Origin of the sequence: Phytohabitans aurantiacus (assembly GCF_027923225.1) — a bacterium.
GTDB classification, from domain to species: domain Bacteria; phylum Actinomycetota; class Actinomycetes; order Mycobacteriales; family Micromonosporaceae; genus Phytohabitans; species Phytohabitans aurantiacus.
Genome location: NZ_BSDI01000001.1, coordinates 12,777 through 27,819, shown reverse-complemented (window position 1 = coordinate 27,819; position 15,043 = coordinate 12,777). Strand labels below are relative to the sequence as shown.

The following is a 15,043-nucleotide window of genomic DNA, read 5'->3' as shown; positions in this document are numbered from 1 at the left end:
AATGCACGACACCGTGGAATACGCGCACGCCAGCGGGCTGCTCTCCAGCGTCTGGCTGCTGATCGCCATCCCGCTGGCCAGCGCGGCGATCCTGCTGCTGCTCGGCAAGCGCGCCGACAAGTGGGGGCACTGGCTCGGAGTGGCCAGCGTCGGGGTCTCCTTCGTGCTGGGCCTGACGTACTTCTTCCAGCTCCGCGGCCTCGACAACCGCGCGGTCGAGCTGAGCCTCTTCGACTACATCGAGGTCGGCTCGCTGCACGTCGACTTCGGCCTGCTCTTCGACCCGCTGTCGGCGGTGTTCGTGCTGCTGATCACCGGCGTCGGCTCCCTGATCCACCTGTACGCGGTGGGCTACATGGAGCACGACGCGGGCCGGCGGCGGTTCTTCGGGTACTTCAACCTCTTCGTCGCCGCGATGCTCCTGCTGGTGCTGGGCAACAACTTCGTGATGCTCTACATCGGCTGGGAAGGCGTGGGTCTCGCGTCGTACCTGCTGATCTCGTTCTGGGTGGAGCGGCCCTCGGCGGCCACGGCGGGCAAGAAGGCGTTCCTGATGAACCGCGTCGGTGACGCCGGGTTCGCGATCGCCATCTTCCTGATGTTCGCCCAGCTCGGCACCACGCAGTACGACGAGGTGTTCAACGGGATCGGGGCGGTCGCCTCGGGCACCGTACTGATCATGGGCCTGCTCCTGCTGCTCGGCGCCACGGGCAAGTCCGGCCAGTTCCCGCTCCAGGCGTGGTTGCCGGACGCGATGGAGGGCCCGACCCCGGTCTCCGCCCTCATCCACGCGGCGACGATGGTGACCGCGGGCGTGTACCTGATCGCCCGGTCCAACCCGATCTTCACGGCGAACGAGACGCTCCAGACCGTCGTGGTCAGCGTCGGCGCGCTCACGCTGCTGATCGGCTGCATCATCGGCTGCGCCAAGGACGACATCAAGCGCGTCCTCGCCTGGTCGACGGTGTCCCAGATCGGCTACATGTTCCTCGGCGTCGGGCTCGGCGGTGCCGCGTACGCGCTGGCGATCGTGCACCTGCTCGCGCACGGCTTCTTCAAGGCCGGCCTGTTCCTCGGCGCCGGCTCGGTGATGCACGGCATGCACGACCAGACCGACATCCGGCGGTTCGGCGGGCTGTGGCGGTACATGCGGATCACCTGGGCCACCTTCGGTCTGGCGTGGCTCGCCATCATCGGCCTGCCGCCGCTGTCCGGCTTCTTTTCCAAGGAGCCGATCATCGTGGCGGCCTATGAGCGCGAGGGTTGGACGGCCTGGCTCTTCGGCACGGCCGCGCTGATCGGCGCTGGCGTCACCGCGTTCTACATGACCCGGCTCTTCGTGCTGACGTTCCACGGGCCGAAGCGGTGGACCGAAGACATCGACCACCCGCACGAGTCGCCGCCGGTGATGACGGTGCCGCTCGTGCTGCTCGCGGTCGGCTCGGTGGCTGCCGGTGGTCTGATGGCCAGCTCGGTGCCCGACTGGCTGGTACCGGCGCTCGGTGACCACTCGGGCGAAGAGGTACACGCGGTCATGTCGCACGGCCTGATCACCGCACTGTCCATCGTGGTCACGCTGCTCGGTGCCGGCTTGGCGTACGCGCTGTTCCGCAACGGCACCGCGCTGCAGGAGCAGCCCGCCGGCCCGGTCGTGACGGCCGCGCGCCGCAACCTGTACGCCGACGCGTTCAACGAGGCGGTCTTCGAAAAGCCCGGCATCTTCCTCACCCGGGCGCTCGTCTTCCTCGACAACCGCGGCATCGACGGGCTGGTCAACGGGCTCGCCGCCGCGGTCGGTGGCGGCTCCAGCCGCCTGCGTCGCCTCCAGACCGGCTTCGTGCGGTCGTACGCGATGTCCATGCTCACGGGTGCGCTGCTGGTCGTGGCCGCGTTCCTCGCTCTCCAGCTTGGGTGGTTGGCGTGAGTGACTTTCCGTTCCTGTCCATCCTGACCGGCGCGCCGCTGGTCGGCGCGCTGATCGTGGCGTTCCTGCCGCGGGCGAAGCCCGAGCTGGCGAAGCGGGTGGCGTTCATCTGGTCGCTCGCGGTGCTGGTGCTCGCGGTCGTCATGTGGATCGCGTACGACGCCGGCGGCGACCGCTTCCAGTTCCGCGAGTCGTACACCTGGATTCCCGCCTGGGACGCCAAGTTCACGTTCGCGGTCGACGGCATCGCGCTGGTCATGCTGCTGCTGATCGCGGTGCTGGTGCCGCTGGTCATCCTGGCCTCCTGGCACGACGCCGACGCGTCACGGCGCAGCGTGCCGGTGTACTTCGCGCTGCTGCTCGCCCTGGAGAGCACGATGATCGGCGTCTTCGCGGCCGCCGACGTCTTCCTGTTCTACGTGTTCTTCGAGGTCATGCTCGTGCCGATGTACTTCCTCATCGGCTCGTACGGTGGACAGCGCCGCCAGTACGCCGCGGTGAAGTTCTTCCTGTACTCGCTGGTCGGCGGCCTCTTCATGCTGGCAGCGGTGATCGGGCTGTGGGCGCTGGGCGGCAAGACGTTCGACTGGCAGCAGCTGCTGTCGGCCGACTTCTCCACCGGCACCGAGCGCTGGCTGTTCCTGGGCTTCTTCGTGGCGTTCGCCATCAAGGCGCCGTTCTTCCCGTTCCACACCTGGCTGCCAGACGCCGGTGGCGCGGCACCGGCCGGTTCGGCGGCGCTGCTGGTGGGCGTACTCGACAAGGTCGGCACCTTCGGCATCCTGCGGTACTGCCTGCCGCTGTTCCCCGAGGCGTCCACCTGGTTCGCGCCGTACGCCCTCGCCCTCGCGGTGATCGGCATCATCTACGCGGCCCTGCTGGCGGTCGGGCAGAACGACCTCAAGCGGCTGGTGTCGTACACCTCGATCGCCCACTTCGGGTTCATCGGCGTCGGCATCTTCGCGTTCACCACTCAGGCGGGCACCGGCGCGGTGCTGTACATGCTCAACCACGGCCTGGCGACCGGCCTGCTCTTCCTCGTGGTCGGCATGTTCGTCGCCCGGCGCGGCTCGTCGCTGATCAGCGACTTCGGCGGTGCCGGCAAGCTCGTACCGCTGCTGGCGGGCGTGCTCTTCTTCGCCGGTCTGGCGTCGCTGGCGCTGCCCGGCACGGCGCCGTTCGTGTCCGAGTTCCTGGTGCTGATCGGCACATTCACGGTCAACAAGACGGTCGCGGTGATCGCCACCGCCGGCATCATCCTGGCCGCCGCGTACGTGCTGTGGATGGTGCAGCGCACCACACAGGGCACGCTCAACCCGGCACTGGCCACTGTGGACGCGATGCGGCGTGACCTGACCGTGCGGGAGAAGGTCGTGGTCGCACCGCTGATCGCGCTGCTTCTCGTGCTCGGCTTCTATCCCAAGCCGGTCACCGACGTCATCAACCCGGCTGTGCAGGCCACCATGCAGGACGTCCAGAAATCGGACCCTGCGCCGGCCGTTACGGAGGCGGCAAAATAATGGAAGACCTCAGCCTGCCGAAGATCGACTATGCGGCCGTCGCGCCGATGTTGATCCTGTTCGGCGTCGCCTGCGTCGGGGTGCTCTTCGAGGGCGTGCTGCCCAAGGCGGCGCGCAGGGTGACGCAGCTGGTCCTCGCCCTCCTCGGGCTGGTGGCTGCTCTCAGCGTGATCGTCTGGCAGTCCGACACCCGGGTGCTCACGGCGGGTGGGGCGGTCGCGATCGACGGGCCGACGCTCTTCCTGCAGGGCGCGATCATCGTGCTCGGCATCATGGCGCTGCTGCTGATCGGTGACCGCGCGATGGAGCACGGCGGCGCGTTCGTCGCGCAGGCCGCGATCACGGTTGGCTCCGAGGCCGACCGCAAGCAGGCCGTCAAGGAGCAGGGCGCCACCGAGGTGTACCCGCTCACCGTGTTCGCGATCGCCGGCATGCTGCTCTTCGTCGCCGCCAACGACCTGCTGACGATGTTCGTCGCGCTCGAGGTCTTCTCCCTGCCGCTGTACCTGCTGTGCGCGCTGGCCCGCCGTCGCCGCCTGCTCAGCCAGGAGGCAGCGCTCAAGTACTTCCTGCTCGGCGCGTACGCATCGGCCTTCTTCCTCTTCGGCGTCGCCCTCGTTTACGGCTTCGCCGGTGGTGTCGAGTTCGGCACCATCCACGACTCCGTGACCGAGTCGACCCAGAGCACCGTGCTCCTGTACGCCGGGCTCGCGATGATCGCGATCGGCCTGCTCTTCAAGGCCGCGGCCGCCCCGTTCCACGTGTGGACGCCCGACGTGTACCAGGGCGCGCCCACGCCGATCACGGGCCTGATGGCCGCGTGCACGAAGGTCGCCGCGTTCGGTGGCCTGCTGCGCGTGCTGTACGTCGGCTTCGACGGTGTGGCGTGGGACTACACGCCGATCCTCGGCGTTGTGGCGGTGCTCACCATGCTCATCGGCGCGGTGCTCGCGGTGACGCAGACCGACATCAAGCGCCTGCTGGCGTACTCGTCGATCGCCAACGCCGGCTACCTGCTGGTGGGCGTGCTGGCGCTTTCCAAGGACGGCCTGTCGAGCACGATGTTCTACCTGGTGGCGTACGGCTTCACGGTGATCGCCGCGTTCGGCGTGGTGACGCTGGTGCGCGACGCCGACGGGGAAGCCACCCACCTGTCCCGTTGGGCCGGTCTGGGCCGCCGCTCGCCGCTGTACGCGGGCATCTTCACCTTCATCCTGCTTGCGTTCGCCGGTATCCCGCTGACCAGCGGCTTCATCGCGAAGTTCGCGGTCTTCGGTGCGGCGCTCGACTCGGGCGAGGCGTGGCTGGTCGTGTTCGGTGTGGTCACGAGCATGCTGCTGGCGTTCCCGTACCTGCGGGTGGTCGTGATGATGTGGCTCTCCGAGCCCGGCGAGTCCACGCCGACGGTCTCGATCCCGGGCGGCCTGACCGCGGCGGCACTGGTGATCGGCGTGGTTGCCACGCTGGTGCTCGGCGTCGCTCCGGCACCGTTGTTGGATCTCACGACCAGCGCCGCCGACTTCGTGCGTTGACGGCCACAACTGGGCCTCCCGGAGACGCGCCGGGAATCCCGTGTGGCATCGTGGGGATGTGGACGGGGTGCTGGCGGCTGGCGGACTGACGTCGATCGGGGTCGATTTTATCGACCCCGCACTCGAGGCGTCGGTTCTACAGACGTTGGCCGAGGTCGAGGGCGAGCTGCGCACAGGCGTCGAGAGCGCCGATCCGTTCGTCACCGAGGCGGCGCGCCACCTGGTCGAGGCGGGCGGCAAGCGGTTCCGGCCGCTGCTGGTGGCGCTGGGCGCGCATTTCGGCGACCCGCGTGCTCCGCTGGTGGTGCCGGCGGCCGTGGTGATGGAGCTCACTCACCTCGCGACGCTGTACCACGACGACGTCATGGACGAGGCGCCCGTGCGCCGGGGCGCCCCCAGTGCCAACTCCCGCTGGACCAACTCGGTGGCGATCCTCGTGGGCGACTATCTTTTCGCCCGCGCCGCCGACATCGCGGCCGACCTGGGCACCGAGGCGGTTCGCCTGCAGGCGCGCACGTTCGCCCGGCTGGTGCACGGTCAGATCGCCGAAACGGTCGGCCCGCGCGCGGGCGACGACCCGGTGGTCCACTACCTCGACGTGATCTCGGAGAAGACGGGTTCGCTGATCGCCACGTCGGCGCGGTTCGGCGGCATGTTCGGGCGCGCGGAGCAGGTGCACATCGAGGCGCTCGCTGGATACGGCGAGACGATCGGCGTCGCGTTCCAGCTTTCCGACGATCTGCTCGACATCGCCTCCGACGCCCTGCAGTCCGGCAAGACGCCGGGCACCGACCTGCGCGAGGGCGTGCCGACGCTGCCGGTGCTGTACGCGCTGGCCGCCGATGACGCCGACGCCGCATCGGTGCGCCTGCGGGAAATCCTGTCGGCCGGCCCGGTGACCGACGACGACCTGCACGCCGAGGCGCTGGGCCTGCTGCGCGAGTCGCCGGCGCTCAAGCGCGCTCGCGAGACCGTCCGCACATACGCGGAGGACGCCCGTGCCCGGCTGGCGCCACTGCCGGACAACTCGGCGCGCAGGGCCATGGAGTCGCTCTGCGACTTCATCGCGGACCGCACCGGCTGAGGGTCTGAAACCCGACAGCGGGCACGAAAAATAGTCGGGCGTATCAACATAAAGTCGTGCTACCCCTACCGTCGGTCGCCTTAGATGTGGTCTCTTCGATCCGAACGGGCGTTTCGCTCGTGCACGGTTTTTCATATGGTGTAAGTCCCCGGCGGCGGAGGTGGTTGTGCGCGACCCCTTGGCGGAACCTTCCGACCTGATCCGTAGCGTCTCGCGTGCACTGCGAGTCCTGGAGGCGGTGGGCAGGGCCCCGCGAGGTCTGACCGTCAAACAGATCGCCCGGCGTTGCGAGTTGACTGTCGCGACGACGTACCACCTTGTGCGCACCCTGGCGTACGAGGGCTACGTGATCCGGCGGGAAGACGGCACGTACATCGTCGGGCTTGAGGTGGCCGACCGGTACCGCGAGCTGGTCGCGGCGTTCCGCGGCCCGCCCAGCATCGGCGAGGCGCTGCGCCGCGCGGCCATCGAGACCGGATACAGCCACTTCGTGGGCCGGTTCGTCGGCGGGCGGGTGGCGATCACCGCCGCGGCGGAGGGGCCGCGCTCGCCATACCTCGAGGACCTCATGCCCGGGTACGACGAGGGAGCGCACGCGACAGCGCTGGGAAAGGCCCTCCTTGCCACGCTGACGGCCGATCAGCGCTTCCGGTACCTCAAGGAGTGGGGCATGCGGCAGTTCACGCAGCACACGCTCACGTCGCCGGAAGCGTTCGAGTCGGATCTGGCCGCCGGTGACCGGCGCGGGATGCAGGTCGAGATGAACCAGTACCGGCAGGGCGTCGGCTGCGCGGCCGTGATGGTGACCCAGGACAAGGACATGGAGCGCCGCGTGGCGCTGGCCTGCGCGATGCCGGTCGCGGAGCTCATGACGTCGGCACGAGTGGTACGCACCCGGCTGATGACCCTCGCGAAGGGACTGGCCGAGACGATCGCCGCAGACATGTGACGCCGTGATCAGGGCGTCCCTGAAGTCGTTCTAGCGACTTGAGGGACGCCCTGATCACGAAGGAGCGATCAGGAGCCGATGGCGCGGCCGTCCAGGCGCCACGTGCAGACCACGCCCGGCTTGGCGTAGTCGCCGTCCGGCCACGTGGAGGCCGGATTCTCGACGGACGCGCCGGTGATCTCGCCGGGGTGCTGCACCGCCACGAAGACCGACCGGTTGTCGGTGGTGATGAACGGACCGCAGGTCTCCGCGCCGAGCGGCACGGTGAGGAACTGCTTCAGGTGGCCGCGCTCCGGGCCCTCGACGGCCGTCGCGAACAGGCCGTCGTTGCTGCCCAGCGCGTTGCCGTCGGTGGAGATCCAGAGGTTGCCGGCGCCGTCGAACGCCACGTTGTCCGGGCAGGAGATCGGCGAGACCTTGCTCTTGTCGTACCCGGCGAAGTACGTCGACGCGTCCGCCGGATCACCGCAGACGATCGGCAGCGACCAGGTGAACGTCTCGGCGGCGTTCTCGCCCCGGTCCTCGACCACCTCGAGGATCTGCCCGTGCTTGTTGGCGTTGCGCGGGTTCGCCTCGTCGGCCTTCGGGTTGGTGCCGACGCCGCGGTTGGTGTTGTTGGTCAGCGCGACGTACACCTTGCCGGTCAGGAGGCTCGGCTCGACGTCTTCGGGACGGTCCATCTTGGTCGCGCCCACCGCGTCACCGGCCAGCCGGGTGAACGTCAGCACGTCGGCCACGGTCATGCCGTCCACGTAGGACCTGTTGCCCTGCGCCAGCTTGATCCAGCGGCCGGTGCCGTTGAAGGCGCCATCGGTAGGCAGCTTGCCCGTGCCGTCGATCTCGGTGGCGCTGGTGTAGTCGAGCTTCGCCACGTACAGCGAGCCGGACTCCAGCAGCGTCAGGTTGTGCCTCCGGGCGACCGCCGAATTACCCGGCATGTACTTCTTGTCGGAGACGAACTTGTACAGGTAGTCGAAGCGCTCGTCGTCGCCCATGTAGGCCACGACGTGGCCGCTCTTGGCGACGATGACGTTCGCGCCCTCGTGCTTGAAGCGCCCGAGCGCGGTGTGCTTGCGCGGCTTGGCCTCCGGGTCGAACGGGTCGACCTCGACGATCCAGCCGAAGCGGTGCGCCTCGTTGGGGTGCTTGGCGAGGTCGAAGCGCTCGTCGGCACGGTCCCACTTGCGGCTGTCGCTCGGATACCGGGTCGTCGTGGAGATCCCGTATCGGGCCAGCCTCGGCTTCAGCGCCTCCGGTGCGCCGTCACCGCCCACGAAGTACTGGTTGAAGTTCTCCTCGCCGGAAAGCACCGTGCCCCACGGGGTCACGCCACCGGCGCAGTTGTTGAGCGTGCCGATCGCCACCCTGCCGCGCGGGTCGGCCGCGGTCTTCAACCACGCCGAGCCGGCCGCCGGACCGGTGAACTCGAACCGCGTCGAGAGCGCGGTGATCCGCCGGTTGTACGGCCGCGGGCCCTTGCTGACCGGCGTCCACTCACCGGTGTTACCGACCCGCTCGATCTCGACGACGGAGAGGCCGTGCGCGGCGATCGCGACCTTGAGTTGCTCGACCGAGAGCGCGTCCAGGGTGGTGAAGCCGGGAAACATCAGGTTTTCGTTCGTGTACTCGTGATTGACCACGAGCAGGGCGCGGCGCCCGCGCTTGTCGACGGGCAGCACGGCGACGAAGTCGTTGTTGTAGCCGAACTGCTTGGACTGCGCCGCCGCGGTCTGGTTGTGCAGGTCGAATTCGGGCGCGCCCGGCTCCACCCGGTCACCCCAGTGGATGACCACCGCGTGGTCGTACCCGTTGGGCACGACGAACGTGTCCAGCTTGTTGGGCGGAATGGGCTTGAACGTCAGAGCGCCGCTGAAACGGGCCGGTGCGACGTCCGGCATCTCGCTGGGCGCGGCTTCTGCCGCGAGTGCGGGCGCCGCGCTCGCGGCACCCGCGCCGGCGAAGCCGAGCACCAGGGCGCCGACCGCGCCCGCCCGGACGACACCACGGCGCGACACCTCCGTGCGCACCACATCACCGAAGTACGGGTTGTCCGACTCATTCGGTACCGGATGGTCGCACGCGTTGCCACAGCGGTACTGACAGGTCATCGCGTCGCGCCCGCCGTGCACGGCCTGGCCGAGCAACGGGAGCAGCCGCGGTCGGTCACTCATCTCTGGGGAGCCTCCTCGCTATCCGATGCCCCCGTGGGAGGCACCGAGCAGGACGCTAGGAGGAGGCCATGAGCGCTGCTCGGATACGTGATGAACGGAAGGTGAACGAGCCTGGATGAACCGCTTGGCAGGCTCGTGCGTAAGAGTGAGCGAAGGGAGGCGCGGGTGGCTTGACCGACCAGGATGCCCAACTGCTGCGTGCGCTGCAAGACGAACACGGCGACGCACTATTCGCCCACGCCCTGCGGCTCGCGGGGGGCGACCGGCAACGTGCCGAGGATCTTGTGCAGGAGACGCTGCTACGCGCGTGGCGGCACCCCGAAGCACTCGATCCCCAGCGTGGCTCGGTACGGGCCTGGTTATTCACGACCGCGCGCAACCTGGCAATCGACGCGTGGCGGCGGCGCTCCGCCCGGGTCGGGGAGATCGTCACTGACGAACTTCCCGAACCGCCGCCCGCGGTGGACGAGGCTGACCGGGCGGTAGAGGCCTGGACCGTCGCCGAGGCCCTGGGGAGGCTGTCCGCGTCCCACCGGGAAGTACTCGTGGAGTGCTTCTACGAAGGGCGCTCAGTGGCCGAGGCGGCGACCCGGCTAGGCGTGCCCGCGGGCACGGTCAAGTCCCGTACGCACTACGCGCTGCGCTCGTTGCGGCTGGTATTGGAGGAGATGGGGGTGACGAGATGAGGTGCGACTACGAGTACGACAGTGGTGCCTACGTGCTCGGTGCCCTGTCGCCCGGGGAGCGGGCCGCGTACGAGCGGCATCTGGCCGGCTGCCCGACCTGCCGCGAGGCGGTCGGCGACGTGGCCGTGCTTCCGGGACTCCTCGGTCGCCTCGATCCGGCCGGGCTGGAGACAATCGCATCCGCGCCGAAGACCGAATCGCGGATGCCCCAACTGCTCGCCGCCGTCTCGGACTCGCGCCGGCGCGAGAAGGCGACGAGGCGCTGGCGTACGACCGGCTCCATGCTCGCGGCCGCCTGCTTGGCCCTCTTCGTCGGCTTGGGCGTCGGCATCCTGCGCGACGGTGGGCCGGCGGGCACGACACCGCAGCAGGTCCAGCTCGCCTCGATGCAGACCGTCGCCTCCGACGTGCCGGTGACGGCCGAGGTCGGACTGACGACCACGAAGTGGGGCACCGAGGTGACGATGCACTGCTCGTACACCGGAAAGCCCGGCGAAAACAAGGCATACACGTACCGGCTGATCGCCTACGACACGGAGGGCGACGAGGAGCAGATCAGCTCCTGGTCGGTGTCTCCCGGTGCCGACCTGAAACTGTCCGGCATGACCAGCTTCGCGGGCGCCAAACTGGCGAAAATCGTCCTAACCAAGAAGGACGGCACCCCCTTGCTGGAGTACCGCGTCCCCTAACGCCCCCGCCGCCCGCACCGCGCGGGCGGCCGCGGCGCCGCGCCCGCCCGGCGCCCGGCGTGCGCCGAGCTCTGTGCGTGCGCTGCGCGGGAGCGCTCTCTCCCGCCGATCAAGGGCGAATGCACGTGGTTCGATCTCTTTCCCGCGTGCATTCGCCCTTGATCCATGCGATTGCCCTTGATCGGCGCCGCGTGCGCTGGCCGCGCCGCGCCGCCCGCGCGTCTCGCTGCCGCAGGGTGAGGTGTCGCCGGTGAGCGTTAGCGCGCCGCGGCCGCTTCGGGCTCTGGCATTGTCGCGCGCCGTACGGCCGCTGCCGTCCGCGCTTGGCGCACACCGTCGACGGTGAAGATCACGAGCGCCAGCCAGACCAGCGTGAACCCAACGATCCGTACCGGCGGCATGGGTTCGTGGAAGATCAGCACGCCGGTCGCGAACTGCAGTACCGGCCCGATGTACTGCATGATGCCGAGCGCTGTCAGTGGAATCCGGTTGGCCGCGCCGGCGAAGAGCATCAGCGGCGTCGCGGTCGCCGCGCCGGCGAGCGCCAGCAGCAGCGTGTGCCCCGCGGACACGTGACCGAACGTCGATTCGCCCCGCCACACCAGCCAGCCGAGGTATCCGAGCGCGGGCAGTGCCAAGGTGGCGGACTCGACGAAGAACGCCTGCGCCGCCGGCAGCGCGAGCCGCTTCTTGACCAGGCTGTACGCGCTGAAACTGGCCGCCAGAGACAGCGCGATGTACGGCAGTCGGCCGTAGTCGACGGTCAGTACGGCGACGGCGACGGCGCTGATGCCGAGCGCCGCCCAAGCCGCGGGGCGCAGGCGTTCGCGCAGGATCGTCACCCCGAGCAGCACCATGACGAGCGGCCCGATGAAGTACCCGAGCGCCGTCTCCACCACACGGTCGGAGTTGACGCCATAGATGTACATGCCCCAGTTGACCGCGATCAGTATCGCGGCAACCGCGATGCCCGCCATCAGCCGCGGCTGCCGGATCAGCGTGCCGAGAAAGCGCCAGTTGCGTGCGACCGTGAGTACCAGCGCGACGAAGGCGACCGACCACACCACCCGGTGCGCGAGGATCTCCACCGGCGCCGATGGCCGGAGCAACTTGATGTAGATCGGGAAGAAACCCCAGATCGTGTACGCGACAAAGGCATACAAATAGCCCTTGCGTAGCTCGCTCATTCCGTGTCGTCCCTGGTCGCTTCCCGCCGGTCGAACTCCATCCAGCGGTCCGGCACGGCGAGCGGGGTGAACCCCACCTTTTCGTACACGCCGTGTGCGTCAAGCGTCGCCAGCAGGACGCGTTTCACACCAGTGGCCACCAGGTGATCCCGGACACAGGTCACCATCCACGTACCGATGCCGTGACCCCGGGCCGAGCGGTCGACGTACACGTCGCAGAGCCACGCGAACGTCGCCTCATCCGTCACGGTGCGGGCGAAGGCCACCTGCTCACCATCGCTCAGCCGGTACACGCCGAACACCACCGACCCGGCGATGGCCCGCTGGACCACCTCGCGGGGGCGGCCGATCGCCCAGTAGGCGTCGCTCGACAGCCAGCGGTGTACCCGGTCGACATCGACGCGCGCAGGGTCGGTGGACAGCTCGTACCCGTCATGGCGGCTGATGATCGACACAACACGGAAGCTAGCCCGAGACCCCACCGGGGTCTCGGGCCAATTCCCAGGTAGTGGTTAGTCGCGGTCCTTCACGACGAAGTTGAGGACGCTGCTCGCGATGCCGACGATCAACGCGCCGAGCACGGCGCTCGGCCAGAAGTCGTCGACGTGAAACGGCAGGTCGAGCTCGCCGGCGATCCAGCTCGCCAGCAGGAAGAGCAGGCCGTTCACCACGATCGCGACAAGACCGAGGGTGAGGATGTAGAGGCCGCAGCCCACGGTCTTGATGATCGGCCGCAGGATGGCGTTGACGACGCCAAAGATCACCGCGACGGCCACCAGCGTGCCGGCCGCCTTCGGTAGCGAGTCGGTCGACAGCGTGATTCCAGGCAGGATCCAGGTCGCGAGCCAGAACGCCGCGGCGCTGATGGCCAGCCGGATGACGATTCCCATAGGCGGCGATCATAGGGTTCGCGCCCGCCGTCCGCGCCCCCACCTGGCATACCTTCTCGCGGTAGCCTGCCGGAATGCCGTCGCGGCAGGAGCAGGTGCGGTCGCACCAGTTCGCCGTGCAACGAGTCGTGGCCGCTGTGGTCACGCGCGACACCGACCCCGACCGGCTGCCGTTCCGGCGGGTGGCCGGCGCGACGCTTGCCGGTGTGCTCGTCGCGACCATCGGATTTGGCGCGGTGGCGGCATACGCGGCCATCACGGGTGGCGAGCCGGACGACTGGCGCGCCTCCAACACCGTCATCGTCGAGCGCGAGTCCGGCACCCGGTACGCGCTCCGCGACGGGCGGCTGCATCCCGTCGCCAACTACACGTCGGCGCTGCTGATCGCGGGTACCGGAGCGGTGACCAGGCTCGTGCCGCGCGCCGCGCTCAAGGACGAGCCGCGCGGCGGTCCGATCGGCATCGCCGATGCCCCTGACCCGCCGCCGGCCGCCGAACGCCTGGTCACCGGTCCGTGGACGGCCTGCTCGGCAGCGCGTGAGCGGTCGGCGCCACTCATGGGGCGAGCGGCGCCAGACAGCACACCGCTCGCCGGCCGCGCGCTGCTGGCCGAGCACCCGGACGGCTCGGTGCACCTCGTGTGGCAGGGCCGGCGGCACCTCATCCGCGACGTCGAGCTCGTGCTGTCCGCCCTCGGCTGGACGGGTGAGCAGCCGATGCCGGTCGCGCCCGCGGTGCTTGGCGTGCTCTCGGGTGGGGCGGATCTCGCCCGTACCCCGATCGAGGGTGAGGGTTCACCGTCGCGCCACGTGCCGGGCGCGACGGTCGGCGAGGTTTTCGTCGTGGTGACCCAGGGCGGCCAGCGCCAGTTCGCCGTCGCGTACACCAGCGGGCTGGCCGCCATCACCCAGGTCGAGGCCGATCTCATCCTGACCGACCTGCACCAGAGCCGCCCTACGCGGCTCACCCAGGGCGAATACGCCGACCTCCCTAAGGTGGCCAACCGTCCAGCGGCAGCACCACCGCCCGCCACGACACCGCCGCTCGCGGCGTCCACCGGCGCGGTGTGCGTACAGGTTGATGAAGCGACCGCGGAGGTCCACCTTGCCGCGCGGCTGCCTTCCGGTCCGGCTGTCGAGCCGGGGCGGGGCGCGCTCATCGAGGCGGGCGGCGACGTGTGGCTGGTGACGGATCGCGGTCGCCGTCACGCCGTCACCGATCCCGAGGCTCGCGCGCTGCTCGGATACGCGGACATGCTGCCGGCGTCCGTGCCGGCGGCCTTCCTGGCGTTGCTGCCGGAGGGATCCCCGCTGACCCGTGAGGCGGCCCTGCGCCCTCTCTGATCAGCCGCGGTAGCGGGACTCCGGCGGGGCGGGGGCAGGGCCCAGCGTCGACGCCAGCCAGCGGTTGTAGAGCGCAGTCCAGGTGCCGTCGGCGCGCATCCGGTCGAGGATGCCGTTGACGAAGCGCACGAAGTCGGTGGCGCCGCGGGCGAACGCCAGCCCGTGCGGCTCGTCGGTGAACCGCGGCCCCACGATCTTGGTGGTCGGATCCTGCGCGGCCAGGCCGGCGAGCACGTTGTCGGTCGTCGAGATGGCGTCGACCTGGCCCTGCTGGAGCAGGATCAGGCAGTCGGTCCAGTCGATCGCCGAGACCGGTACAGGCCGAGCGGGCGCGTCGATGATGGCCTGGATCGACGTGGTGGCCGCCGCGGCGCAGACGCGCTTGCCGGCCAGGTCGTCGATGCTGCGCACCGTCGAGCTTTCCGGCACAAGCACGCGCTGGCCGGAGTCGAGGTAGTTGGTGGAGAACTCGACCTGCTCACGCCGCGCACAGGTGATCGTCATGGAGTTGGCGACGATGTCGACCTTGCCGTTGACGGCGGTGAGCCGCTCGGCCTGCGTGATCACCCTGAACTGCACCCGATCCGGATCACCGAAGATCGCCTTCGCCACCTCGCGGACCAGGTCGATGTCGAAGCCCTCCAGCCGCCCGGTGAACGAGTCGCGGAACCCGAAAAGGTAGTTGTTCTGATCGACGCCAGCGATGAGCCGCCCGCGCGCCCGGATGGCGGCCATGGTGGACCCCGCCGGCAGCTGGTCGGGCGCCGGCACGGCGCCCGCTGGTCGCAGGCTGGCTCGCGGATCACACGCCGGGCCCGCCGGTGCGGAACTCGCCTCGGCGGCCGGGTCGGCCACGCCCACCGGCATCGGCGCCGCGGGAGGAGCCGCAGGCGAGGCCGGCAGCGGCCTCGCCGCTGTGCAGGCGCCCGGAAGCAGAACGGCCGACAGCGCCAAAGCAACTGTCCACAGTGGTCGGCGCAGCGGTCTCTCCTTCCGCGAAGATCGCGAGGATCAACCACACACGTTAGGACCGCGGCGCAAGGCCGCGGGCGGTTATCCACAGGGGGT

At 69.4% G+C, this 15,043-nt stretch carries 13 protein-coding genes; 8 read left to right on the top strand and 5 right to left on the bottom strand.

Going from position 1 to position 15,043, the window contains the following annotated elements; translation table 11 throughout:
- The first annotated feature begins 1 nt into the window (after position 1).
- The 5 genes from nuoL (at position 2) to QMG73_RS00095 (ending at position 7,009) form a co-directional block, all read left to right on the top strand.
- Positions 2-1,924, top strand: a complete 1,923-nt coding sequence (gene nuoL, locus QMG73_RS00115; protein ID WP_281891566.1) for an NADH-quinone oxidoreductase subunit L — start codon at positions 2-4, stop codon at positions 1,922-1,924.
- Positions 1,921-3,444 (top strand): NADH-quinone oxidoreductase subunit M, encoded by a 1,524-nt coding sequence (locus tag QMG73_RS00110; protein ID WP_281891565.1) that lies wholly within the window; start codon positions 1,921-1,923, stop codon positions 3,442-3,444. Before nuoL ends, QMG73_RS00110 begins: the two co-directional genes overlap by 4 nt.
- Positions 3,444-4,976: an NADH-quinone oxidoreductase subunit NuoN gene (gene nuoN, locus QMG73_RS00105; RefSeq protein ID WP_281891564.1), complete on the top strand. Its 1,533-nt coding sequence runs from the start codon at positions 3,444-3,446 to the stop codon at positions 4,974-4,976. The genes QMG73_RS00110 and nuoN overlap by 1 nt, the downstream gene beginning before the upstream one ends.
- Positions 4,977-5,043: 67 nt before the next feature.
- Positions 5,044-6,060 (top strand): polyprenyl synthetase family protein, encoded by a 1,017-nt coding sequence (locus QMG73_RS00100; RefSeq protein WP_407676731.1) that lies wholly within the window; start codon positions 5,044-5,046, stop codon positions 6,058-6,060.
- A gap of 166 nt (positions 6,061-6,226) precedes the next feature.
- Positions 6,227-7,009, top strand: coding sequence for an IclR family transcriptional regulator (locus QMG73_RS00095; protein WP_281891562.1), 783 nt, complete (start codon positions 6,227-6,229; stop codon positions 7,007-7,009).
- Positions 7,010-7,077: 68 nt separating this feature from the next.
- Here QMG73_RS00095 and QMG73_RS00090 read toward each other — a convergent pair whose 3' ends face one another.
- On the bottom strand, positions 7,078-9,180 hold the full coding sequence (locus tag QMG73_RS00090; protein ID WP_281891561.1) for a PhoX family protein: 2,103 nt from the start codon (positions 9,178-9,180) through the stop codon (positions 7,078-7,080).
- A gap of 191 nt (positions 9,181-9,371) precedes the next feature.
- Here QMG73_RS00090 and QMG73_RS00085 point away from each other — a divergent pair, with 191 nt between their 5' ends.
- Both QMG73_RS00085 and QMG73_RS00080 read left to right on the top strand, forming a co-directional pair.
- Positions 9,372-9,866, top strand: a complete 495-nt coding sequence (locus tag QMG73_RS00085; RefSeq protein WP_281892173.1) for a sigma-70 family RNA polymerase sigma factor — start codon at positions 9,372-9,374, stop codon at positions 9,864-9,866.
- On the top strand, positions 9,863-10,555 hold the full coding sequence (locus QMG73_RS00080) for an anti-sigma factor family protein (protein WP_281891559.1): 693 nt from the start codon (positions 9,863-9,865) through the stop codon (positions 10,553-10,555). The genes QMG73_RS00085 and QMG73_RS00080 overlap by 4 nt, the downstream gene beginning before the upstream one ends.
- A 257-nt stretch (positions 10,556-10,812) precedes the next feature.
- On the opposite strand, the gene rarD is transcribed toward QMG73_RS00080, so the two are convergent.
- Genes rarD through QMG73_RS00065 form a run of 3 tightly spaced genes read right to left on the bottom strand, consistent with a single transcriptional unit; the run spans position 10,813 to position 12,632 of the window.
- Complete coding sequence (gene rarD / locus QMG73_RS00075) at positions 10,813-11,742, bottom strand: EamA family transporter RarD (RefSeq protein WP_281891558.1); 930 nt, start codon at positions 11,740-11,742, stop codon at positions 10,813-10,815.
- Complete coding sequence (locus QMG73_RS00070) at positions 11,739-12,197, bottom strand: GNAT family N-acetyltransferase (RefSeq protein ID WP_281891556.1); 459 nt, start codon at positions 12,195-12,197, stop codon at positions 11,739-11,741. Before QMG73_RS00070 ends, rarD begins: the two co-directional genes overlap by 4 nt.
- 57 nt (positions 12,198-12,254) lie before the next feature.
- Positions 12,255-12,632, bottom strand: a complete 378-nt coding sequence (locus tag QMG73_RS00065; protein WP_281891555.1) for a phage holin family protein — start codon at positions 12,630-12,632, stop codon at positions 12,255-12,257.
- A 74-nt stretch (positions 12,633-12,706) separates the two neighbouring features.
- Between QMG73_RS00065 and eccB the strand changes: the two genes are divergently transcribed.
- On the top strand, positions 12,707-13,975 hold the full coding sequence (gene eccB / locus QMG73_RS00060; RefSeq protein WP_281891554.1) for a type VII secretion protein EccB: 1,269 nt from the start codon (positions 12,707-12,709) through the stop codon (positions 13,973-13,975).
- On the opposite strand, the gene QMG73_RS00055 is transcribed toward eccB, so the two are convergent.
- Positions 13,976-14,842, bottom strand: coding sequence for a glutamate ABC transporter substrate-binding protein (locus QMG73_RS00055; RefSeq protein ID WP_281891552.1), 867 nt, complete (start codon positions 14,840-14,842; stop codon positions 13,976-13,978). It abuts the gene before it with no gap.
- Positions 14,843-15,043 lie beyond the last annotated feature (201 nt).

Bases quoted from the DNA above. Each gene is read 5' to 3' on its own strand.
- rarD (WP_281891558.1), bottom strand. From the start codon at position 11,742: ATGAGCGAGCTACGCAAGGGCTATTTGTATGCCTTTGTCGCGTACACG.
- QMG73_RS00080 (WP_281891559.1), top strand. From the start codon at position 9,863: ATGAGGTGCGACTACGAGTACGACAGTGGTGCCTACGTGCTCGGTGCC.
- nuoL (WP_281891566.1), top strand. From the start codon at position 2: ATGCACGACACCGTGGAATACGCGCACGCCAGCGGGCTGCTCTCCAGC.
- QMG73_RS00065 (WP_281891555.1), bottom strand. From the start codon at position 12,632: ATGGGAATCGTCATCCGGCTGGCCATCAGCGCCGCGGCGTTCTGGCTC.
- QMG73_RS00055 (WP_281891552.1), bottom strand. From the start codon at position 14,842: ATGCCGGTGGGCGTGGCCGACCCGGCCGCCGAGGCGAGTTCCGCACCG.
- eccB (WP_281891554.1), top strand. From the start codon at position 12,707: ATGCCGTCGCGGCAGGAGCAGGTGCGGTCGCACCAGTTCGCCGTGCAA.
- nuoN (WP_281891564.1), top strand. From the start codon at position 3,444: ATGGAAGACCTCAGCCTGCCGAAGATCGACTATGCGGCCGTCGCGCCG.
- QMG73_RS00090 (WP_281891561.1), bottom strand. From the start codon at position 9,180: ATGAGTGACCGACCGCGGCTGCTCCCGTTGCTCGGCCAGGCCGTGCAC.